The organism is Tateyamaria sp. LSS28 (assembly GCF_059611725.1).
Genome location: NZ_JCAPFI010000001.1, coordinates 920,426 through 940,200, shown reverse-complemented (window position 1 = coordinate 940,200; position 19,775 = coordinate 920,426). Strand labels below are relative to the sequence as shown.

24 protein-coding genes, 1 tRNA gene and 2 riboswitches are annotated in these 19,775 nt (G+C 59.4%); of the genes, 8 read left to right on the top strand and 17 right to left on the bottom strand.

Going from position 1 to position 19,775, the window contains the following annotated elements; all coding sequences use genetic code 11:
* The coding region (locus AC53L6_RS04745) for a transposase (protein WP_496906973.1) at window positions 1-202 on the top strand (202 nt) is incomplete at its 5' end.
* Window positions 203-604: 402 nt separating this feature from the next.
* Here the strand turns inward: AC53L6_RS04745 and AC53L6_RS04740 are convergent.
* The 4 genes from AC53L6_RS04740 to AC53L6_RS04725 form a co-directional block, all read right to left on the bottom strand.
* The gene (locus AC53L6_RS04740; protein WP_496906972.1) at window positions 605-937 is read right to left on the bottom strand and encodes a hypothetical protein; all 333 of its coding nucleotides are present in this window, start codon (window positions 935-937) and stop codon (window positions 605-607) included.
* A 95-nt stretch (window positions 938-1,032) separates the two neighbouring features.
* Window positions 1,033-1,248, bottom strand: a complete 216-nt coding sequence (locus AC53L6_RS04735) for a hypothetical protein (RefSeq protein ID WP_496906971.1) — start codon at window positions 1,246-1,248, stop codon at window positions 1,033-1,035.
* 27 nt (window positions 1,249-1,275) lie between these two features.
* The gene (locus AC53L6_RS04730) at window positions 1,276-1,479 is read right to left on the bottom strand and encodes a hypothetical protein (protein WP_496906970.1); all 204 of its coding nucleotides are present in this window, start codon (window positions 1,477-1,479) and stop codon (window positions 1,276-1,278) included.
* A gap of 231 nt (window positions 1,480-1,710) precedes the next feature.
* Complete coding sequence (locus AC53L6_RS04725) at window positions 1,711-2,460, bottom strand: sensor histidine kinase (protein ID WP_496906969.1); 750 nt, start codon at window positions 2,458-2,460, stop codon at window positions 1,711-1,713.
* A 649-nt stretch (window positions 2,461-3,109) separates the two neighbouring features.
* On the opposite strand from AC53L6_RS04725, the gene AC53L6_RS04720 reads away from it, so the two are divergent.
* Window positions 3,110-3,364 (top strand): RNA 2'-phosphotransferase, encoded by a 255-nt coding sequence (locus AC53L6_RS04720; protein WP_496907001.1) that lies wholly within the window; start codon window positions 3,110-3,112, stop codon window positions 3,362-3,364.
* 93 nt (window positions 3,365-3,457) lie between these two features.
* Here AC53L6_RS04720 and AC53L6_RS04715 read toward each other — a convergent pair.
* Window positions 3,458-3,533: transfer RNA gene (locus tag AC53L6_RS04715), tRNA-Lys, on the bottom strand.
* Between the two features lie 106 nt (window positions 3,534-3,639).
* Here AC53L6_RS04715 and dapF point away from each other — a divergent pair.
* Window positions 3,640-4,470, top strand: a complete 831-nt coding sequence (gene dapF, locus AC53L6_RS04710) for a diaminopimelate epimerase (protein ID WP_496906968.1) — start codon at window positions 3,640-3,642, stop codon at window positions 4,468-4,470.
* The gene (gene mtaB, locus AC53L6_RS04705; RefSeq protein WP_496906967.1) at window positions 4,467-5,714 is read left to right on the top strand and encodes a tRNA (N(6)-L-threonylcarbamoyladenosine(37)-C(2))-methylthiotransferase MtaB; all 1,248 of its coding nucleotides are present in this window, start codon (window positions 4,467-4,469) and stop codon (window positions 5,712-5,714) included. The genes dapF and mtaB overlap by 4 nt, the downstream gene beginning before the upstream one ends.
* On the opposite strand, the gene AC53L6_RS04700 is transcribed toward mtaB, so the two are convergent.
* From AC53L6_RS04700 to AC53L6_RS04675, 6 genes are all read right to left on the bottom strand, one after another.
* Window positions 5,711-6,079: a DUF1304 domain-containing protein gene (locus tag AC53L6_RS04700; RefSeq protein WP_496906966.1), complete on the bottom strand. Its 369-nt coding sequence runs from the start codon at window positions 6,077-6,079 to the stop codon at window positions 5,711-5,713. The two genes, mtaB and AC53L6_RS04700, sit on opposite strands and share 4 nt — an antisense overlap.
* Before the next feature lie 129 nt (window positions 6,080-6,208).
* A complete protein-coding gene (locus AC53L6_RS04695; RefSeq protein WP_299700381.1) occupies window positions 6,209-6,997 on the bottom strand; it encodes a cytochrome c1 in 789 nt (262 codons plus the stop codon).
* Window positions 6,998-7,010: 13 nt separating this feature from the next.
* A complete protein-coding gene (locus AC53L6_RS04690) occupies window positions 7,011-8,357 on the bottom strand; it encodes a cytochrome b (RefSeq protein ID WP_299600998.1) in 1,347 nt (448 codons plus the stop codon).
* 12 nt (window positions 8,358-8,369) lie between these two features.
* Window positions 8,370-8,930, bottom strand: coding sequence for a ubiquinol-cytochrome c reductase iron-sulfur subunit (petA, locus tag AC53L6_RS04685; RefSeq protein WP_496906965.1), 561 nt, complete (start codon window positions 8,928-8,930; stop codon window positions 8,370-8,372).
* Window positions 8,931-9,261: 331 nt separating this feature from the next.
* Window positions 9,262-9,864 carry a glutathione S-transferase gene (locus AC53L6_RS04680; protein WP_496906964.1) on the bottom strand — a complete coding sequence of 201 codons (603 nt, stop codon included), beginning with the start codon at window positions 9,862-9,864 and terminating at the stop codon, window positions 9,262-9,264.
* Between the two features lie 30 nt (window positions 9,865-9,894).
* A complete protein-coding gene (locus AC53L6_RS04675; protein ID WP_496906963.1) occupies window positions 9,895-10,509 on the bottom strand; it encodes an FMN-binding negative transcriptional regulator in 615 nt (204 codons plus the stop codon).
* Between the two features lie 61 nt (window positions 10,510-10,570).
* Window positions 10,571-10,727, top strand: a riboswitch (FMN riboswitch).
* A gap of 86 nt (window positions 10,728-10,813) precedes the next feature.
* Between AC53L6_RS04675 and AC53L6_RS04670 the strand changes: the two genes are divergently transcribed.
* A complete protein-coding gene (locus AC53L6_RS04670; RefSeq protein ID WP_496906962.1) occupies window positions 10,814-11,254 on the top strand; it encodes a 6,7-dimethyl-8-ribityllumazine synthase in 441 nt (146 codons plus the stop codon).
* Here AC53L6_RS04670 and AC53L6_RS04665 read toward each other — a convergent pair.
* The 4 genes from AC53L6_RS04665 to AC53L6_RS04650 all read right to left on the bottom strand — a co-directional run bounded on the left by AC53L6_RS04665 (window position 11,243) and on the right by AC53L6_RS04650 (window position 14,755).
* Window positions 11,243-11,938, bottom strand: coding sequence for a thiamine ABC transporter ATP-binding protein (locus AC53L6_RS04665; protein WP_496906961.1), 696 nt, complete (start codon window positions 11,936-11,938; stop codon window positions 11,243-11,245). The two genes, AC53L6_RS04670 and AC53L6_RS04665, sit on opposite strands and share 12 nt — an antisense overlap.
* Entirely contained in the window at window positions 11,925-13,472 is a 1,548-nt protein-coding gene (locus AC53L6_RS04660; RefSeq protein ID WP_496906960.1) for a thiamine/thiamine pyrophosphate ABC transporter permease ThiP, read from the bottom strand. The genes AC53L6_RS04665 and AC53L6_RS04660 overlap by 14 nt, the downstream gene beginning before the upstream one ends.
* Entirely contained in the window at window positions 13,448-14,428 is a 981-nt protein-coding gene (locus AC53L6_RS04655; RefSeq protein WP_496906959.1) for a thiamine ABC transporter substrate-binding protein, read from the bottom strand. The genes AC53L6_RS04660 and AC53L6_RS04655 overlap by 25 nt, the downstream gene beginning before the upstream one ends.
* 37 nt (window positions 14,429-14,465) lie before the next feature.
* Window positions 14,466-14,567: riboswitch (TPP riboswitch) on the bottom strand.
* 56 nt (window positions 14,568-14,623) lie between these two features.
* A complete protein-coding gene (locus tag AC53L6_RS04650; RefSeq protein WP_366141823.1) occupies window positions 14,624-14,755 on the bottom strand; it encodes an SEC-C metal-binding domain-containing protein in 132 nt (43 codons plus the stop codon).
* A gap of 240 nt (window positions 14,756-14,995) precedes the next feature.
* Between AC53L6_RS04650 and aroC the strand changes: the two genes are divergently transcribed.
* Window positions 14,996-16,096 (top strand): chorismate synthase, encoded by a 1,101-nt coding sequence (aroC, locus tag AC53L6_RS04645; RefSeq protein WP_496906958.1) that lies wholly within the window; start codon window positions 14,996-14,998, stop codon window positions 16,094-16,096.
* On the opposite strand, the gene AC53L6_RS04640 is transcribed toward aroC, so the two are convergent.
* Window positions 16,093-16,674 carry a TetR/AcrR family transcriptional regulator gene (locus AC53L6_RS04640; RefSeq protein WP_299600971.1) on the bottom strand — a complete coding sequence of 194 codons (582 nt, stop codon included), beginning with the start codon at window positions 16,672-16,674 and terminating at the stop codon, window positions 16,093-16,095. The two genes, aroC and AC53L6_RS04640, sit on opposite strands and share 4 nt — an antisense overlap.
* A 138-nt stretch (window positions 16,675-16,812) precedes the next feature.
* On the opposite strand from AC53L6_RS04640, the gene AC53L6_RS04635 reads away from it, so the two are divergent.
* Window positions 16,813-17,205 (top strand): DM13 domain-containing protein, encoded by a 393-nt coding sequence (locus AC53L6_RS04635; RefSeq protein ID WP_496906957.1) that lies wholly within the window; start codon window positions 16,813-16,815, stop codon window positions 17,203-17,205.
* 42 nt (window positions 17,206-17,247) lie between these two features.
* Window positions 17,248-18,189, top strand: a complete 942-nt coding sequence (locus tag AC53L6_RS04630; RefSeq protein WP_299203560.1) for a DMT family transporter — start codon at window positions 17,248-17,250, stop codon at window positions 18,187-18,189.
* A gap of 29 nt (window positions 18,190-18,218) precedes the next feature.
* Here AC53L6_RS04630 and AC53L6_RS04625 read toward each other — a convergent pair whose 3' ends face one another.
* Window positions 18,219-19,775 (bottom strand): alkaline phosphatase D family protein, encoded by a 1,557-nt coding sequence (locus tag AC53L6_RS04625; RefSeq protein ID WP_496906956.1) that lies wholly within the window; start codon window positions 19,773-19,775, stop codon window positions 18,219-18,221.

The window sequence follows — 19,775 nt, the reverse complement described above, 5'->3', positions numbered from 1 at the left end:
GATACGCGCTTGCATCCCTGGGCGGAAGCAGCGGAAGAAAACCGTCAAATACGACAAGCGCCGATACAAACGGCGCAACCGGATCGAGATCATGTTCGGCAGATTGAAGGACTGGCGGCGTGTCGCAACGCGATACGACAGGTGCCCAAAGGTCTTCCTGTCAGCTATCGCCCTCGCAGCACTCGTGATTTACTGGCTATGAGTCCTGACCCTAGGACAGCGTCACCGGAAAAACAAAATATTTCGCGTGAAATTTTTGCTTTACTCCTATCGTTTTCCTTAGATCGCTCGCCGACGAATGTCGTGTATTGGTTGAATCTTTCGAGACGTTGGCATTTAAATAAAAGCCAATATAATAGTTAATTACGAACATATTGGGTCAAAGCTAGGTGTTGGCCGCGCGGGTGGCATTCTATCACGGATTGAGCGAGATGGGCTCCCGAGAACATCTTCGTTCAATATGTAAATGCATTTGTTAATCGCGGACTGTGTGCGTTCACATCTCTGTTCCGTGCACAAATTATATGCAACTTCTCGCGCACTATCGGCTCATTGAGGCTGGCATCAGACCGATAAGAGTTCTCTTGCTCTGCGGCCATCCGCATCACATTAGCTCTAACGGTTGCAGCTTCGACGGGCCACAGCGCAGCAGCATCAAGCTAACTTCAATGTCGAGAAGCCGCGCTGCAGCGTCAGTCAGATTGACGGACATCTCCTTTGGGCCGGGAGTTCTGCTTACCGTTGAGCGGCGGCCTCTACTCTCCTGTAGCGGCAAGCGCCGAGTCATGCTGTCCAGCGCGCGATCTTGTGCCGGATCGCGTGGAATGTGGGCCATTAGCAAGAGGGGCGTGATCGTCAGCACAGCTTGATGTGCCCCGATCATCGCCGTCAGAAAGACGCCACTCAGAACTGGGATGCATAGCTCAAAGCAATCCACGGGCCGGTCAGGACAATCCCGAATACGCCTACGTAAAGCCCGATTTGGACGGCCCGCGAGGCAAGGTGTTCCCAATGTGGTGCTGCCTCGGGCAGTCATGATTCAGCGGCGATGCGTTTGGTCCAGAACAGGCGCAGGACAAACAACGCAGCCAGAGCCAACGCAAAGACCACCTCAAACTGGAAGAGTGCCGGATTGGCCAGTTGCGAGACGTTGTCGAGGCCTTTCAGATAACTGTAGCCGATTAAACCAGCTGACAGCCAATGAACGGTCTTCGTGACGAACCCATGCGGTTGCGCAGTCTGCGTCATGTCGGGTGTCCTTGTGCAGTTGTCGGCTTAGGCAGCTGCAGCGGTGTCTTCTTCAGTCGGCTGCGTAATCGCAAGAAATGGGGTAGCCAGAATCGCCGCGCCGATGGCGACCAAGGCGAAGATGGCCAGCAGGCTGACGGCCGCAAGCCCGAGGCCAGTCATCGCAGCGCCAAAGGCAAAAAGGGCAGCGGCAGATAGGGCGGATTTTGTCTTGGTGATGAGGGCGTTCATGTCAGTCTCCAGTGTCATGCTTATTTTGATGATACTGATATGGAGACTGGGTTTTATCGGTGCCTGACCAGAACTTTACAAATCTGCAAACTTCAAGACGACCTTCAGGCCAGGGCGATCGTCACCCGCATTTTGTGGCCCCAGCAACAGGTTCGCCCCATGCCGGTCAGCCACGGCGCGGACAAGGGCGAGCCCAAGGCCGATACCCTCACTCCCCCGCGATTGATCCAATCATACCATTGGTTTGATGATCTCGTCATAATACTCTGGATCAACGCCAGCACCATCGTCGGCCACACCCACAGCTTTGCCATTAGCAATCAGGGTGATCTCATTCCCACCATGAACAAGCGCGTTCTGGATCAGGTTTGCGAGCGCCTGCACCAGCATCTGCTTGTTCGCCTGAACACGGCCCGGGTCTGATGCTGCGACCATCAGTTCCTTGCCCTCATCTTCGACAACCGGACCAGATATCTCTTCCAACTCTGCGACAAGCTCACCTAATTGCACCGTCTCAAACCCGTCCTGCCCTTGAGCGGCTTCAATCCGGGCCACGCGCATTATTGTGTTAAAGATCTCGGACAAACGTTGGGCTTCCTCCAGTGCATCCTCGCGCTCTTTTCCATCCGGCAGCATCTCCAACCGCGACTGCAGGCGGGCCAGAGGAGTGCGTAAATCATGGGCCAGACTGGCGCTGAGGTTGCGGGTTTGAGCCACGAGGCTCTCTAACTCTCCGGCAGTGCGGTCCAATTGACGTGCGATATCGTCGAGATCATCACGGGACCGGGTATTCCCAGTGCGGGCTGAAAGATCACCAGCCGCAAGGCGGGTGAGCGCCCCATCAATCCGAGCCAATCGACGCTGCACGAGCGCGCCCGCAAAGAGTCCAATCGTCAAACTGATCGCAATGACCAGCGCCGTCGTAGTCCACAGAATGCCGGCCAGCACTTCCTCGCTGTCTTCAAGCGGCACGGCCATCATCACGCGTGTGCCTGTTGGACAGGACTGGCAGTGGCAATGAAACCGCTGCACATATGCTCGCTGACGATCGCCTAACTGTCATGTTTTGCTCGTTCTCTGGCCCGCCGCAAATCATGCGACTGTATGGAAATGGCACCTCGATAGGTTGGCAGAGCGCGGAATTTTAGGGCCTGATTTCACAATACTACGGTGGCATTACACCTCTTGGTACAAGACAGATCACGAAGTTGAGATTTAATCTCGTACAAACATCTTGTGGCTACGGTGTGCCTCTATTTGACTACAAGGGAGAGCGTACCGCGATAGAAAACTGGCACGGCAACAAGGGACCAGATGGTATCCAGTTATACTGGGAAGAGAACAACCTTAGTAGTATGGGCGGCCTACCCACGGGTCTTGAGCTTAACAAAGACTAGGAATCAAAACGGCTGTTTTGTCCGGCGTTTTGTGAGTTCGCAAACCTTGAGATGTTGCGCCTGCGGCGAATGTCCGGAAAACGGGCTGCGACAGCAGCATGATGCCTTGGTGACCAAGGTCGGGCTTGGGCTGCTCTCAATGATGTGAGGGTGGATGTAGAAGCAAGCCAATCGTTTTCTCGAAGGCTGTATTCGTGATAGCCAACGACAAACAGCGCCCCTGCGGATTGGGTATGAGTAGAGAAAGCAAATTCTTGAGCTTAGTGCTTCGGCAAAAACCAGAAGAGATCGGTCTTCAGCTTGATAAGCATGGTTGGGTTCGTGTTGATGACCTGCCGCGAAAGTTGAAAAGAGCCAACAGAAAGCTCAGCCGCGGTGAACTCTTTCAACTGGTCGAGAGCAGCGACAAAAAGCGTTTCACTCTGTCTGAGGATGGCCTGCGGATCAGGGCTGCTCAAGGTCATTCTATTCATGTAGATTTGGGCTGACCTGATCCCCTGTGAGTCCGCTGTTTTAAGTTCGCTCTGTTCAGGTTTTCCGAAAAAAGAGACAAAGTACGTGTCATCTCACACTGATTTCAGTGGTGAGCCGTGCAGGGTTCGAACCTGCGACCCACTGATTAAAAGTCAGTTGCTCTACCAACTGAGCTAACGGCCCACTAGGCGGCCTATCTAGAAAGGGTCGGCCAAAGGGTCAAGCCGATTCTCGGATGTTTTTCTGCGACATACTGGATTCCCCAAAATCCGGGCGTTATATGCGCCGCATGGCAGATATGGCGACCTCTCACTGGCCCTTCATGAAGATGCACGGGGCAGGCAACGACTTTGTCGTGATCGACGGTCGCAATACGCCTGTCGATCTGACAGAGTCGTTGGTGCGCGCATTGGCAGACAGGCATCGCGGCGTCGGGTTCGATCAGCTTGCGCTGATCACTGACGGGTCTGACCTAACAGTCACCTTCTACAACGCGGATGGCTCGCAATCAGCGGCCTGTGGCAACGCGACCCGGTGCATCGCTGCACACGAGCTTGCGCAGCGCGCGGCAGATCACCTCGACATCCATGTAACCGGACGTGGCATGCTCAATGCGGTACGAAATGATGACGGCAGCACGGCGGTCAACATGGGCCACCCACAACTGGACTGGCAGGACATTCCCCTAGCCAAGGATGTGGATACACTCTCGCTTCCCATTGACGGCGATCCGGTTGGCACCGGCATGGGCAACCCACACTGCACCTTCTTCGTCGACGATGTGTCTGCAATCGACCTCGCCACCATCGGCCCGAAGATCGAGCATCACACCCTCTTTCCCGAACGTACAAATGTGCAATTCGCCCAGGTTGTCGGACCCGACCATATCCGCATGCGCGTCTGGGAACGGGGAACAGGGGTCACCTTAGCGTCGGGTTCGTCTTCCTGCGCAACGGCAGTGGCGGCCGCGCGGCGGGGCCTGACAGGGCACAAGGTTCAGATCGGCCTTGATGGCGGCACATTGCATATCGACTGGCGCGATGATGGCGTCTGGATGTCCGGCCCAACGGCCCATGTGTTTGACGGCACACTCACGACAGAGTTCCTGCAAAGCCTATGACCGCGCCCGTCTTCTCCAACCACGGCTGCCGCCTCAACGCCTACGAAACCAAGGCGATGGAAGAATTGGCGACTCAAGCAGGCGTTGAAAACGCCGTCGTCGTCAACACCTGCGCAGTGACGGCGGAAGCAGTACGCAAGGCCCGCCAGGACATCCGCAAGCTTCGCCGCACGCACCCAGATGCCAAGCTGATCGTCACGGGCTGCGCCGCCCAGACGGAACCCGACACCTTTGCCAAGATGGACGAGGTCGACGCAGTCATCGGCAACACGGAAAAGATGCAGGCCAGCACATGGGCGGGGCTCGCCGGTGACTTTGGCACCGAACCCGTGCAGGTCGACGATATCATGTCGGTCACGGAAACAGCAGGTCACCTGATCGACGGGTTTGGCACCCGCAGCCGCGCCTATGTGCAGGTCCAGAACGGATGCGACCACCGCTGCACCTTCTGCATCATCCCATATGGCCGCGGCAACTCGCGCTCGGTCCCGGCAGGCGTTGTGGTCGATCAGATCAAGCGACTGGTCGACCGTGGCTTCAATGAGGTGGTGCTCACCGGCGTTGACCTCACCTCTTGGGGTGCTGACCTGCCCGGAGAGCCCCAGCTTGGCGACCTGGTCATGCGCATCCTGAAACTGGTGCCCGACCTGCCACGCCTCCGGATCAGTTCCATCGACTCAATCGAGGTGGACGAGGCACTGATGCAGGCCATCGCAACCGAACCGCGCCTGATGCCCCACCTGCACCTGTCGCTGCAGCATGGCGACGACCTGATCCTCAAACGCATGAAACGCCGCCACCTGCGCGACGATGCCATCCGCTTTGCACAAGAGGCCCGCAAACTGCGGCCTGACATGACCTTTGGCGCGGACATCATCGCCGGCTTCCCGACCGAAACCGAAGCGATGTTCGACAACTCTCTGAAGCTGGTCGAAGACTGCGACCTGACCTGGCTGCACGTCTTCCCCTACTCACCTCGCCCCGGCACACCTGCTGCGCGGATGCCGCAGGTGAACGGCACGGCCATCAAGGAACGAGCGGCCCGCCTCCGCGCCGCCGGAGACAAGCAAGTGGCAGAACACCTCGCCGCACAGCACGGCAAAACCCATCACATCCTGATGGAAAACCCGCATATGGGCCGGACCGAACAATTCACTGAAGTGCAGTTCGACACACCCCAACCGGAGGGCCACATTGTCACCGCGCGCATTTCAGGCGCGCGGGATGGGCAACTGGTTGCCTAGGCCTTGCGCCAGATCAACAAGCTCGCCAATGCAATCGCAGCCGGGATCGCCTGAACATAAAGCGTCACGGTGAATGCCAAAGCTCCGTACAGGCCTGCAGCCAGAACACACAGCAAAAAGTACGTTGCGATGTGGCGTTGCCACTGGATCGACGGCACAAGCAACGCCCATATCAGACCACCCGCCAGAAAGAGGTTATACAGGCCCTGATTGGCCGCCAGAACCTTGGTTGGGGCGAAGAGTTCGGGTGCCATGAATGTGAATACTTCGGGTCCCCGCGTCTCCCAGGCAAACATTTCCAAATAGCAGAAATAGACATGCGTCAGGGCAACAAGGCCAACGAGAATTTTGGAAACAAGAGACATGAGCCCTCCGAAGAAGATGAATGCTCAAAACTGTGATCGAAAGACCCCCTGCCGCGCAAGCAGTTTCCATTGCCTAACAAAAAAGCCCCGCCAAAAGACGGGGCTCTCTATCGCTCATGTCAAAGCGACTTATTTCTTCTTGTAGCGCGCCTTGACCGGCGCCCACAGGCGCTTGTTGGTCAGGTACAGCAACACCGACAGGATGGTCAGGAAGATCACGCCGACAAAGCCAGCCTGCTTGCGTGCCATCAGCTTGGGTTCCGCTGTCCACATCAGGAAGGCAGCAACATCCTCAGACAGGTGGTGCAGGTCCGTCGCATGCCCATCGGCAAACTCAAGATCGTCACCATAAAGCGGCGGCGCCATCGCGATCCAGCCACCGGGGAATGCCTTGTTCTCATAGAGAACAGCGCCCGCCTCTTCCTTCTCCTCGCCCGTATAGCCGCTCAGCAGCGCAACGATGTACTCGGGGCCACCCATGCCCTTCATCAACTGGTTGATGCCCAGACCGTAGGGACCGTGGAAACCGGCGCGGGCCTTGGCCATCAGGCTCAGGTCAGGTGCGTTTTCCAAAGCGGAGCCGGGGAAGTTGTCCGACGGACGTGCCGTGCGGAAGTCATCAATCTCCGGGTCGAACACTTCGTAGAACTCGGCATAGGCGCGCACCTGATCATCGGGCAGGCCGGGGCCGCCGTCATCGCTCAGCGTGCGCAACGGCACATATTGCAGGCCGTGGCACGATGCACAGATCTCGGTGTAGATCTGCAGGCCACGCTGCAACTGGTTCTGGTCGAACGATCCAAACGGACCGTCAAAGGAAAAATCGACATCCTCGACATGACCCGCACCGCCAGCGGCGAAGGCACCGGTGGTCAGCGCAAACGCCGCCACCATGCTTGCTGCAAGTTTCTTCAACATCTGCAGTCTCTCCTTATTCCGCGGGCTGAGCCGAGGGGGATGCCGAACCGGCGTCGCCCTTGCTCGCCTTGGCGGCAAAGTCATCTTCGATATTCGCAGGCTGCGCATCCGGCTTCTCGATCACGCCGAGCAGAGGCAGGATCACCAGGAAGTATGCGAACCAGTAGGTCGATCCGATCAGGGCGATGTAAGGATAAATCCCCTCGGCAGGCATCGCGCCCACCCACATCAGAACAAAGAAGTTCACGACAAACAGCCAGAACCACCATTTGAACATCGGACGATACCGACCGGAACGCACCGACGAGGTGTCGAGCCACGGCACCAGCGCCATCACCACGATGGCACCGAACATCGCCAGAACCCCAAAGAACTTGGCGTCGATGATGCCGCCCGTCAGGGTCGATGCGATGATCACCACCCAGACGTCGCCGTCAAAGGCACGCAGGATCGCGTAGAACGGCAGGAAGTACCATTCGGGCACGATGTGCGCAGGCGTCGCCAGCGGGTTCGCCTCAATATAGTTATCGGGGTGGCCCAAGTAGTTCGGCATGAAGCCTACGATGGCAAAGAACACCACCAGGATAACCGCCAGCGCGAACAGGTCCTTGATCACAAAGTAGGGCCAGAAGGGCAGCGTGTCCTTCTCGGCGTCCTCTTTCGACGTGCGCCGCACCTCGACACCGGTCGGGTTATTGTTGCCCGTGGTGTGGAAGGCCCAGATGTGCACGATCACCAGACCGGCAATCACGAACGGCAGCAGATAGTGCAGGCTGAAGAAGCGGTTCAGCGTGGCATTGTCCACGGCAGGCCCACCCAGCAGCCACGTTTGTAGCGCTTCGCCGATGAACGGGATCGCACCAAACAGACCAGTGATCACGGTCGCACCCCAGAAGGACATCTGCCCCCAAGGCAGAACATAGCCCATGAACGCCGTGCCCATCATCAACAGGTAGATGAGCATGCCGATGATCCACGTGATCTCGCGCGGGGCCTTGTAAGACCCGTAGTAGAGACCGCGGAAGATGTGGGCATAGACCGCAACAAAGAACAGCGACGCGCCGTTCATGTGCAGATAGCGCAGCATCGCGCCGCCGTTCACGTTGCGCATGATGTGCTCAACACTGGCAAAGGCCAGGTCGACATGCGGCGTATAGTGCATGACCAGCACGATGCCCGTGATGATCTGCAACGCCAGACAGAAAGTCAGAACGATGCCCCAGATCCACATCCAGTTGAGGTTCTTGGGTGTCGGGATCATCAGCGTGTCATACAGCAGGCCAACAATCGGCAACCGCTTGGCAAGACCCTTTTCCCAGGCCGCCTTCGGTTCGTAATGGTCGTGAGGAATTCCAGCCATCAGGTCTCTCCCTTAACCCAGTAGGATCGTGGTTTCGTCCACGAATTCTGCAACAGGAACCGGCAGGTTGGTCGGGGCGGGCCCTTTGCGGATCCGACCAGACGTATCGTAGTGCGAGCCGTGGCAGGGGCAGAACCAACCGCCAAAGTCCCCTGCATCGCCCAAGGGCACACAGCCCAAGTGGGTGCACACACCCATCATCACCAGCCACTCGCCCGCTTCATCCAGCGAACGGTTGCTGTCCGAGGCGTCAACTTCGCCCAGATTTTCATTGCGTGCGATGTCGTCAGGCAGGTCGCCCAGATCGACGTCGCGGGCCGCCTGAATTTCGTCTTCCGTCCGGCGACGGATGAATACGGGCTTGCCCAACCACTTCACGGTTAACTGCGTGCCCGGTTCGACAGCGCTCACATCAACGCGGATCGACGACAGGGCCAGAACATCAGCCGAAGGGTTCATCTGGTTGACCAACGGCCAGATCGCTGCACCCGCGGTCACGGCACCTGCGCCGGCCGTGGCATAGTACAGAAAATCGCGCCGGGTGCCTTCGTGGTCTTCTTCTACGTGGGACACGGGGGACTTCTCCAGTTTCCAGCGACCCCGAAGGGCCAAATGACGACACAGGCCGCGCGCACGCGCAGCCACTTTGTCGCGCTATCTAGCGGGGTGACCCGCCCACGTCCAGCGCGCAATCTGACACACGTGGTCGCAGGTGGGTTGAATTAACCCATTGATAAGATTCGAGACCGCACGGTCCGTTAACCACGTCTTTGGCGCGTCACCGGTGTACAGGGGGTGCACAGGGGGTGTACGGATGTCACCCCCGTAATATGCCTTGATTTGCTGGCATTAACCGCGATTCGGGCGCGTTTGGTGCAAAACACCCACCGAACGTTGCGCGCCATCAGCCCTTGGGAACAGTTTCCTGCATCGACGGACGCGCCGCAAATGTCTCGTACCAACCCGCCAGCGCATCCCGTCCCTTGCGCCAGTCCCGGTCGCCATGACGGAAATCCAGATAGCCCAGCGCGCAGCCCACGCCGATATGTCCGATGTCCATTTTTCCGGCCAAATGCCCCATCCAACGGGAGTTCAAAGCGTCCAGCGCACCTTCAACCTTGCCCCACTGCGCTTCGACCCACTTCGCCGATTGCTCTGTCTCGTCCCGGAACCGCTTTTCGTAAACCATCAGCACGGCCGCTTCCATCATCGCATCCGCCGTGGCCTCCAGCACCAGCGTCTCCCATCCCTTGTCGGGATAAAGGCCCGCCTTCGCCCGGTCGTCCAAATACCGGCAGATGACCTTGCTGTCATAAAGAGTAGGCCCTTCGTCCCGTACCAGCGCAGGAATCTTTCCAACCGGGTTGGCCGCCTTCAGCGTGGCATCGGCACCACCCGGAGCAGCGGTAACCGTCACGGTCTCAACATCATCCGCCTGCCCTGTTTCATGCAGCAAAACCAGCACTTTACGCACAAAGGGGCTGGGCCCCGCCATCAACAGTTTCATCGCGATTCTCCGTGTGAGTTCCCACGCAGCCTAGGCCCCGCGCATCAGGGCAGCAAGGATACGCGTCTCCTGCCCAATCCCATAGGCGTCCACGTAGTCAGAGGCGCGCAACCGCACCTCATCCGGCTTGTTCTGGTTCAGTTTCCAGGTGCCATCAACAGCTTCAATCGTCATGCGGCACGGCACGATCTGGCGCATCATCTTGTCCAGAACCTCAGGCGTCATCTTGGCTGTTTTCCAAGGCGCCTTCGGCAACAACTGATCCTCGAAATGCTTCGACTGCCGGTCCAGCATATCGCGCATCTGATCATGCGGCAGCATCTCCAAACTGCCGGTGATATGCACGGCCACATAGTTCCACGTGGGCACCTGATCCGGCACTTCGTACCAGTCGGGTGATATGTATCCATCCGCTCCGCTCACCGCGATCTTGGCCTGCATCGGCGCCTTCAAGGCGCGTGCAATCGGGTTCGACCGGACAAGGTGCAGGTCCAGCTGTGCGCCCTGTTCATCAAACAGAAAGGGGATGTGCGACATCATCGGCCCGTCTTCCCCGTTCACGGCCAACACGCCAAAGGCGCGCTCACGCGCAAACGCGATGTTCCGGTCGAGCGTTTCAGTATGAAAGATCGGGTTCGGGTGCATGATACTGGTCCGTGATACGTCGCGTTCCTCTTGCCTTGGGCGACGTCACTTGGCAACCTGACGCTGTTCTCAGGGCGGGGTGAAATTCCCCACCGGTGGTATGCGGGCCCGATCAAACGGTGACCCGCGAGCCCACGAGCGCCCCGCAACGCGGGGGTCTAGCAGATCAGGTGAGAGGCCTGAGCCGACGGTTACAGTCCGGATGAAAGAGAACGTGCAGAAGGATCGCGCCCCAGTGGGGCGTCTTTCATCTGCGCGCAATCGCCTTGGGTGTTTAAGTGTCTGAACCTAAAGGAGATTTCGCATGACACACACCCGCTTCGCCTTTGTCAAAGCTCAATGGCACGCCGCCATTGTCGATCAGGCTTTGCAAGGTTTCACCGAAATAATTGCATCAAATCAAGTGGATGTCTTCAACGTGCCCGGCGCGTTCGAGATGCCGCTGATGGCACAAACTCTCGCTGAAACAGGGCAGTACCACGCCGTCGCCTGTGCTGCCTTGGTGGTTGATGGCGGCATCTACCGCCACGACTTCGTCGCCTCGGCGGTTGTCGATGGGCTGATGCAAGTGGGCCTCAAAACCGGCGTGCCGATCCTATCGGTGTCGCTCACACCCCACCACTTCCAGGAAACCCCGCACCACATGAGCATCTACGCCGATCACTTCGTGCTCAAGGGGCGCGAGGCGGCCCAAGCCGCGCTTGGTATCGTGGATGCGCGGCAGGGTCTGCGCTCAGCGGCCTAGATAAGCGCGCAGTGCTTCGGGCGGGTCGGCCATAACCTGGGCCACCGCCCGGGGCGCCTCTGCCTGGCCCCCATCGACAAAGATCAGGTCATCCGCCGACCGCTCCGCATCCTCGGGCGCATGGGTGATCATCAGAACCGTCGCCCCGGCATCCCGCGCAACTTCCGACGTCAAATCCAGCATCTCTGCGCGCAAGGCTGGTCCCAACGCGGCAAAGGGTTCATCCAGCAAAAGCAACGGCTTGGCCTGCACCAGCACCCGTGCGAGCGCAGCCCGGCTTTGCTGCCCGCCAGAGACATCGCCGGGCTTCCGGTCAGCGAAGTCACGCAACCCAACCCGGCCCAGCGCATCCATGACCCGCGCCATTTCGGCCGCATCCAACCGCAAAGCGGGCCGTATCCCAAGCCCGACATTCTGCGCCAGCGTCAGATGTGGGAACAGGTTCCCATCCTGAAACAGCATCGCAATCCCACGCTTGTCCGGCGCGGCAGAAGTTACGTCCTGCCCATCCACCTCGATCCGCCCGGAAGCAATGTCGATATACCCACCAAGGGCGTTAAGCAGCGTGGACTTGCCCGCGCCCGACGGTCCAATCACGGCCACCCTGCACCCACGTTTCACCGCAAAATTCGCGCTCAAGGCAAAGTCGCCCTGCTCGATCCTCAAATCCTCAACCTTCAGCATGTCGCCGCCCCCACGCATCACAAATCCAGAACATGCCAAAAGCCAAAGCGACCAGCACCAGCGCCGCTCCCGCTGCAGCCTCTGTTCGGTAGCTGCCCATCAGCCGGTACATCTGCAACGGCAAGGTCGCCACGTCCGGGTCCGCAAACAGCGCCACAACGCCAAGGTCCCCCACGCTCAACGCCGCGGTCAGCCCCGCAGCAAACCCGATCTGCGGGCGCAACCTCGGCACCAACACAATGCGCCACAGCGCAATGCCGCGCAGCCCAACGCCCATGGTCAGACGACCGTAATCCTTGAACACCTGCCGCATCGGCGGCAGCAGGATGCGCACCGCGAAGGGCAACGCCATCATCGCGTTGATCAAGGCGGTAACGGGCAGTGCAAAGGCCGTGGGCGACACAAAGGGATAGATCAGTATGAACCATCCCGTCCCGATCATCAGGGGCGACGCGACAAGGCCCAACAGCGTCAACGCCTCCGCCCCGCCCCACTTGGCCTGCGCCAGCCACGCGGCCATTGGCAGCGCCAGAACAAGCAATACAAGGGTACTGACACAAGCGACCCAGATCGTCGTCCATGTGGCACTCAGCACGGAAAGGGGCATGTAAAACAGGCCCACTAGGCCGGACAGCGCAATGGACAAAAGCGGCAGCAACAGGAACCCGGCGGCAAGTGTGATCCAGAACGCATCCCCCCATGGGCTGGGCGCATCCCACCGGCGCACCGCCCGGTCGCGCCCGGCTTGCAGTGCAATGGGCGGCAATATCCACAACGCCAACACTGCGGCAGCACCCGCCACGGCCAACTGCAGCAGGCTCAGCACCGCCGCGCGCCCCAGGTCGAAATCAAACTTGAACGCCTGATAGATAGCGAGTTCGATGGTCGTCGCCCGTGGCCCACCACCAAGTGTCAGGGCCACCGCAAAACTGGTCAAACAAATAACAAAGATCAGGGCAAAGGCCCCCGGCACGACCTGCCGCAGGATCGGCCATTCGATGATGCGAAACACCATGCGCGGCGACAAACCAAGTTGCCCCACCATGCGGAACTGCTCGGCCGGGACAGACTGCCAGCCCTGCAAGATCAGGCGCGTGGCAAGGGGCATGTTGAAGAACACATGAGCCAGTACAACACCATGCGCGCCATAGATCGACACCTCGGGCAACCCCAGCAGGCCAAGCCCGGTGTTCAGCCACCCATTGCGGCCAAAGATGGCAAGCAGGCCCAATACGGCGACAATCACCGGCAGAATGAACGGCGCGCCCAGCAACGTCACCAACAGGGTATGGCCCGGCACCCGCCGTCGCGCGAGCGCCCGCGCCACCGGCACGGCCAATAGAACGGAAATCAGCGCTGACAGGAAGGCCTGCCAGACGGTAAAGCGCACCGCCTGCCACTCGGCGGCGCGCAGGCCGGTGGTGGCTTCAATCCGCTGGCTGATGCCGACAAAGGCGGCAATCACCACCGCGACGACGAAGGTCGCCGCGATGATGCCAAGCCATGGGTTTATTGGCTGAGCGCGGCGCGCCATGTCTCAATCGCGTCCGCTTGCAACTGCGCCGCTTCGGTTTCCGAGTAGAACAGGACCTTTTCGGGCAGCGGCAACTCAGTCCATCCCTCAGGCCAATCCGCCTTGGGCAGCGCCGATGGCAGCGACCAGTTGGCGGTCGGAATAATGGTCTGGAAGTCACGCGACATCACATAGGCCAGAAACTGGTCCGCCAGCTCGGGCTGATCGGTGTCCGCAATCTTGCCCACGGTTTCGACCATGAAATAGTGACCTTCGGGGAAGATCGCCGCCTTCTTGGTGAAATCCTCTTCGGCAAACATGTGGTAGGCGGGTGATGTGGTGTAGCTCAGCACCATGTCCGCCTCACCATCCGTGAACAGGCCGTACGAGGCCGACCAATCCTTGGTCACGGTCAGGATGTTATCCGACAGAGATTCCCACACTTCAGCCGAGCGGTCGCCATAGACCGACTGCACCCAAAGCACGAGGGCCAGGCCAGAAATGGACGTGCGCGGATCCTGAATGACAATCTTCACATCATCGGGCAGGTCCAGCAGTGCATCGAAACTGGTGGGTGGCGCGTCCATCGTGGTCTCGTTGTAGATGAACGCCGTGTGCCCGTAGTTGAAGGGCAGGAAGGTGTCATCGGACCATTCAATCGGCAGCGTCAGGGCGCTGTTGTCCTGACCATGCGGCGCAAACAGGTTGGTTGCCCGTGCCTTGGCCGTCACGTCCGATGTCAGTCCAATGACCACATCCGCCTTGGTCCGCTCGCCTTCCAGCAACAAACGCGGCAGCAGGTCACCGGTCGACCATTCCAGATCGCAGGCGCAGATCTTTTCAAACTCGGTCTCGATGATGGGACCAGGGCCCCATTCGGACGTAAAATAGTCGCCTGCATAAACAGTCAGAACAGGGGTGTCGGCCAGCGCCGTCGTGGCGCCCAGCGCGGCGGCCAATGTCAAAGCGTGTTTCATCGCATCCTCCAATGCAGAGGCGGCGGGATAAGGGTCTTGGGGTAAGCCAAACCTTCCCTCCGCCGGTGTTAACCGGTTCAGGTTCTACGGGTTCGCATCGCGCATCTCAGCCTGTCGCCAGGCACCCCGAGGTATTGGCAGGTATAGGAGGGCGCCCGCCAGGTAGCAAGCGCCCTTGCATTTCAATCACGCTCTCTAAAAGTAATGGTCCCGCCAACTGCCATCATAGCGTCCACTGCGCAGGCAACAGCGTTTGAACCGCTTGCCCGATCCACACGGACAGGGATCATTTCGGCCAAGTTTTTCACGAAGTTCCACATCGCCCATGCACCATGCGATCACCGATCTTGACCCGGGTCTCGGACGGGAACGAACGTCTGCGTTTAGCGATCACCTCGAAAGGAGGGACGGTCCTGGGGATCAATGCGTTTTGCCATTTCAGCCTCCATCGGTTTGCATGAGCCGTTCCGTTAGAACAGCACGGCATGCAAAACAACAGATTTTCAATGGACTTGGCATCGCATTCAACGCGGCGTATGTCCTCGTGAACCTTGTCGGAGCGCGTTCATGTCGATCAACAGTTTTGGCCATCTTTTCCGCGTGACCACCTGGGGCGAAAGCCACGGGCCTGCGCTTGGCGCGACGGTCGATGGGTGCCCGCCCGGCGTCGATGTGGACGAGGCGATGCTCCAGCATTGGCTGGACAAGCGCAAACCGGGTCAGAACAAGTATACGACCCAACGGCGCGAACCCGATGCGGTGAAAATCCTGTCGGGTGTGTTCGAAGGCAAGACAACCGGCACCCCAGTGCAGCTGATGATCGAAAACACGGATCAACGGTCAAAGGACTATGGCGATATCGCCGAGAAGTTCCGCCCCGGCCATGCCGACATCACCTACTGGCAGAAATACGGCATCCGCGACTATCGTGGTGGTGGCCGGTCCTCGGCCCGCGAAACAGCCGCTCGCGTGGCCGCCGGTGGGTTGGCGCGGGCAGCCCTCGACATCTTGGTGCCCGGGATCGAAATCAAAGGCTACATGACCCGCATGGGCGCACACGAGATTGATCGGGACCACTTCGACTGGGACCAGATCGACCAGAACCCGTTTTGGGTGCCTGACGCCAAGGTAGCAGAGACATGGGCCGACTACCTGGACGGTTTGCGCAAATCCGGCTCGTCCGTTGGCGCGGTGATCGAAGTCGTCGCGCGGGGTGTTCCCGCAGGCCTCGGGGCCCCGGTTTATGGCAAGTTAGACACTGATCTGGCTGCGGGCATGATGAGTATTAACGCCGTCAAAGGGGTCGAGATTGGCGAAGGCATGTCCGCCGCCATGCTGACGGGCGAGCTGAATGCGGATGAGATCACCATGGGTCCAGATGGCCCCGAATACTCATCCAACCACGCGGGCGGCATCTTGGGTGGCATCTCGACCGGGCAGGACATCATTGTGCGCTTCGCGGTCAAACCAACCTCGTCCATCCTGCAAACCCGCAAGACGATCACCAAGTCAGGCGAAGAGGCTGAGATTATCACGAAGGGTCGTCACGACCCATGTGTTGGCATACGGGCCGTACCAGTGGGCGAGGCAATGATGGCCTGTGTGATCCTGGATCACCTGCTGCTCGATCGCGGTCAGACGGGCGGCGTGCGCGGACCCATCGGCTAGGCCAGCATCACACCAACCGAGCGGACGATATTGTGCAGCGTGTCGTGATCAATCCGCGCGCGCGCCATCGTGCGCAACCCGACATATTGCGCGATGATCATGTCGGCCAGCGCGCCCCGTTCAGCGGTGTTGAGCGTTGCATGTTTCGGCGATGCGCCCAGCGCGACAAAGATACCGTCGCGCAACGCGCCAAGGCCATGAGACACCGCTTTGGCAATCTCGTCATCATAAGTGCTGGGTCCGGCGGCTGCCGTGCACAACAGACAACCACGCGCATCACCGTCGACCACGCGTTGGTATGACCCCCGAAACATGGACATGATACGCTCTGCACCATTGGGGATGGACGGATCGCTCAGCATGGCGACCCCCTCCTGCACAGCTTGGCTTTCATACCGCGCCAGCACCTGTAGAAAGAGTGTCTTCTTGTCGGTGAATGCCTTGTAAAGGCTCCCGCGCGTCAGGCCCATGCCGTCCAACAGGTCAGGCAATGATGCCCCTTCATACCCGCGAGCCCAAAAGACATGCATCGCCTTTTCAAGCGCGTCATCTGTATCAAAGGATCTGGGGCGTGCCATGTGAAGTCTCCGGTGTCTGACACTCAATATAGCATTCGGAACCAAATAGTCCAGAACTCACGATTTCGTGTTTTGTACCATTCAGTTCCCAATGCTATCCAACAGTTAGGAACCAAACAGTCCAGAACGGAGATCAACATGTATAACGTAATCAAATCATTCGCCCTGACCCTCGCGATCGTCATTGGCTTTGCTGCAGTACCCGCATCCGCCGAAGCCGTCTCGACCGGCACGTTCACCGGCGCATCTGACCACATCACCACCGGCGCAGTCGAAGTGATCAAGAACTCCGATGGCAGCCACACCATAGTGTTGGGCGATGACTTCAGCCTCGACGGCGCGCCCGATCCGCGTGTCGGCCTGGGCAAAGACGGCTTTTACAACGGCAACACCGACTCGGGCGTTCTGGGCAACTTGACCGGCGCACAGTCCTTCGTTGTTCCCGCAGGCATCGACGTCTCCGAGTTCAACGAAGTCTATATCTGGTGCGAAAAGTTCAGCGTGCCGCTTGGCGTCGCCAAACTGAACTGATTGCTTGCCAATCTTCCCCCGACCCGACAAGGATCGGGGGAAATGAAAGCTCCCACAACTCAGAACAAACCCGGCACCGCCATCGCCTTGAAGCTGATGGCGGTGTTTTTGTTCATGGTGATGGCGGCCATGATCAAGGTGGCAACGCAAAGCGTGCCCGCAGGCCAGGCCGTGTTCTTCCGATCCCTCTTTGCAATGCCGATCATCATCGCGTGGATCTGGAACACCGGTGAGATTCGCGAGGCCCTGACCCCCAAGAACCTGACCGGTCACATCTGGCGCGGGTTGTTCGGAACAACCGCGATGGCCCTCACCTTTGCCGGGTTGGCCCTGTTGCCGCTGCCCGAAGTGACGGCCATTGGCTATGCGACGCCGATGTTCACGGTCATTCTGGCGGCAATCATGCTGGGCGAACGGGTGCGCCTGTTCCGAATCTCGGCCGTCGCCCTGGGGCTGGTGGGCGTGATGATCGTGATATGGCCGCGCCTCTCAGTTGATCCGGGCGCTGCGGGCACGGCAGGCACCATCGGCGCGCTCATGGTTCTGGGCGCGTCCATCTTGCGGGCGCTGGTACAGATCCACATCCGCACCTTGGTCAAGACAGAGCATACGGCGGCGATCGTCTTCTACTTCTCGCTGACGGCGACGGTCCTCAGCCTGTTCAGCCTGCCATTTGGGTGGATCATTCCATCGCGACTGGACCTGATGTTGCTGATCGGGGCGGGACTGATCGGCGGCGTCGCGCAAATTCTGGTCACATCCAGCTTCCGCTTTGGCGCGGCCTCTATGCTGGCACCGTTCGACTATGCATCCCTTATCTTTGCCGCCCTGATCGGATACGTGATCTTCTCGGAACTGCCCACATCGGCAACGGTCATCGGTGCCTCGCTGGTTGTGCTGGGCGGGGCCATCATCCTGTGGCGCGAACGGCAACTTGGCGGCGGACGCAACCGCGCACGGGCTGTGACCGACCCTAAGGGATAGCGCGCCGGATCACCCGGCGCGCCCCGGGTTCAAAGGCGAACGCCTTTCGGCTCCAGCGTGACGCTATACAGCTCGGTATCGGCGCGATCCATCAGGCGCACCGTCATCTCCTGGGTCGCCCCATCAATATCCACGAGGCCAAAGAACTGCAGACCGGCACTTGGCGGCAGGTTCATACCCTGCTCCCCGGTCGGAACCTTCACGAATTTCACTTCCGGGCCAAAGGTGCCGTCCAGCGCGTTCGGGCCAAACGTCCCCGCATGCAACGGGCCCGACACAAACTCCCAAAACGGTTCAAAATCGCTGAATTGCGCCTTGTTAGGGTCGTAATAGTGCGCAGCGGTGTAGTGCACATCGGCGGTGAACCACACCGTGTTGGACACGTTTGCCGTCTTGATGAAGCGTAGCAGTTCGGCCACCTCCAACTCGCGCCCCTTGGCACCCGCATCCGTGCCATCGGCAATCCCTTCGGACCCGGCCTGTTCGCGGAAATTGTCCCACACGATCAGGCCAATAGGCTGGTCCGCAGCGATCACTTTCCACGTGGCGGTGCTGTTCGCCAGTTCCCGTTTCAACCACGCCATCTGCTCGGCCCCGATCACACGCGTGCTGTCATCCAGCGTATCACCCTGCGTGGCTGTGTTGGGTCCGCGATAGCTGCGCAGATCAAGAAAGAAGACATCGAGCATCGGGCCATAGCTGATCTTGCGATAGACACGGCCCGGCTCGGACGAGGTGATGCGCAGCGGTGTCATCTCGTGGAAGGCACGGGTGGCTCGGGCCTGCAGGACATGCACCGATTTCTCGGTGTACCGGTCGTCACCCATCAGGTCCTTACTGTCGGACCAGTTGTTGGTGACCTCGTGATCGTCCCACTGCATGAAGGTCGGAACAGAAGCGTTCAGGGCCTGCACATGCGTGTCCATCATGTTGTATTTCCACTGGTCGCGGAACTCTTGCAGGGTCTCGGCCACCTTGCGCTTGGCATCGATCAGGGTGGTGTTCTGCCAAACCACAGACCCATCCTTTTCCACCGAGTCTTCCATCGGGCCGTCGGCATAGACGGTGTCGCCCGAATGGATGAAGAAATCGGGCTCATGCCGAGCCATGGTCGCATAGGTCAGCATACCATCGTCATCGATACCCCAGCCCTGACCGGCCGTATCCCCCGACCACGCAAAGCGGATGTCACGGCGCGACGCGGGCGCCGTACGAAAGCGTCCGACCAGCGGTTCAGAGGTCGCATTGATGTCCGACAGGTCCATGGCGGTGAAGCGGTAGAAGATATCCTGATCCGACGGCAGCCCATCGACCAGGCGCTTGATCGACATATCGCTGCCCGGGATCGCATCCATCGGCGCAAGGCGGCGCGCATTGGCAAAGCTTTCGGTGGTTGCCACCTCCATCTCGATCCGGGCGGGGCGGTCTATGCGGGTCCAGATCATGCCCGAAGTCGTATCGACATCGCCGGATTGGACACCATGGGTGAAGGTAGGGCGGTCAGCGGCCCGGCTGATCGCTGGTGCGGCAAGGAATGCGGTCGTGGTGGCCAGAAAGGCGCGGCGGGTCGGACGAATAAGTGGCAT

Coding starts and splice junctions, on each gene's coding strand:
- AC53L6_RS04680 (WP_496906964.1), bottom strand. CDS start 9,864: ATGAAACTGTTGATGGCGGGGCCCAGCCCCTTTGTGCGTAAAGTGCTG.
- AC53L6_RS04700 (WP_496906966.1), bottom strand. CDS start 6,079: ATGTCTCTTGTTTCCAAAATTCTCGTTGGCCTTGTTGCCCTGACGCAT.
- AC53L6_RS04695 (WP_299700381.1), bottom strand. CDS start 6,997: ATGTTGAAGAAACTTGCAGCAAGCATGGTGGCGGCGTTTGCGCTGACC.
- AC53L6_RS04630 (WP_299203560.1), top strand. CDS start 17,248: ATGAAAGCTCCCACAACTCAGAACAAACCCGGCACCGCCATCGCCTTG.
- aroC (WP_496906958.1), top strand. CDS start 14,996: ATGTCGATCAACAGTTTTGGCCATCTTTTCCGCGTGACCACCTGGGGC.
- AC53L6_RS04725 (WP_496906969.1), bottom strand. CDS start 2,460: ATGATGGCCGTGCCGCTTGAAGACAGCGAGGAAGTGCTGGCCGGCATT.
- AC53L6_RS04650 (WP_366141823.1), bottom strand. CDS start 14,755: ATGGGCGATGTGGAACTTCGTGAAAAACTTGGCCGAAATGATCCCTGT.
- AC53L6_RS04675 (WP_496906963.1), bottom strand. CDS start 10,509: ATGCACCCGAACCCGATCTTTCATACTGAAACGCTCGACCGGAACATC.
- AC53L6_RS04690 (WP_299600998.1), bottom strand. CDS start 8,357: ATGGCTGGAATTCCTCACGACCATTACGAACCGAAGGCGGCCTGGGAA.
- AC53L6_RS04660 (WP_496906960.1), bottom strand. CDS start 13,472: ATGGCGCGCCGCGCTCAGCCAATAAACCCATGGCTTGGCATCATCGCG.
- AC53L6_RS04730 (WP_496906970.1), bottom strand. CDS start 1,479: ATGAACGCCCTCATCACCAAGACAAAATCCGCCCTATCTGCCGCTGCC.
- AC53L6_RS04640 (WP_299600971.1), bottom strand. CDS start 16,674: ATGGCACGCCCCAGATCCTTTGATACAGATGACGCGCTTGAAAAGGCG.
- AC53L6_RS04625 (WP_496906956.1), bottom strand. CDS start 19,775: ATGCCACTTATTCGTCCGACCCGCCGCGCCTTTCTGGCCACCACGACC.
- AC53L6_RS04720 (WP_496907001.1), top strand. CDS start 3,110: ATGAGTAGAGAAAGCAAATTCTTGAGCTTAGTGCTTCGGCAAAAACCA.
- mtaB (WP_496906967.1), top strand. CDS start 4,467: ATGACCGCGCCCGTCTTCTCCAACCACGGCTGCCGCCTCAACGCCTAC.
- AC53L6_RS04655 (WP_496906959.1), bottom strand. CDS start 14,428: ATGAAACACGCTTTGACATTGGCCGCCGCGCTGGGCGCCACGACGGCG.
- AC53L6_RS04635 (WP_496906957.1), top strand. CDS start 16,813: ATGTATAACGTAATCAAATCATTCGCCCTGACCCTCGCGATCGTCATT.
- AC53L6_RS04735 (WP_496906971.1), bottom strand. CDS start 1,248: ATGACGCAGACTGCGCAACCGCATGGGTTCGTCACGAAGACCGTTCAT.
- AC53L6_RS04670 (WP_496906962.1), top strand. CDS start 10,814: ATGACACACACCCGCTTCGCCTTTGTCAAAGCTCAATGGCACGCCGCC.
- dapF (WP_496906968.1), top strand. CDS start 3,640: ATGGCAGATATGGCGACCTCTCACTGGCCCTTCATGAAGATGCACGGG.
- AC53L6_RS04665 (WP_496906961.1), bottom strand. CDS start 11,938: ATGCTGAAGGTTGAGGATTTGAGGATCGAGCAGGGCGACTTTGCCTTG.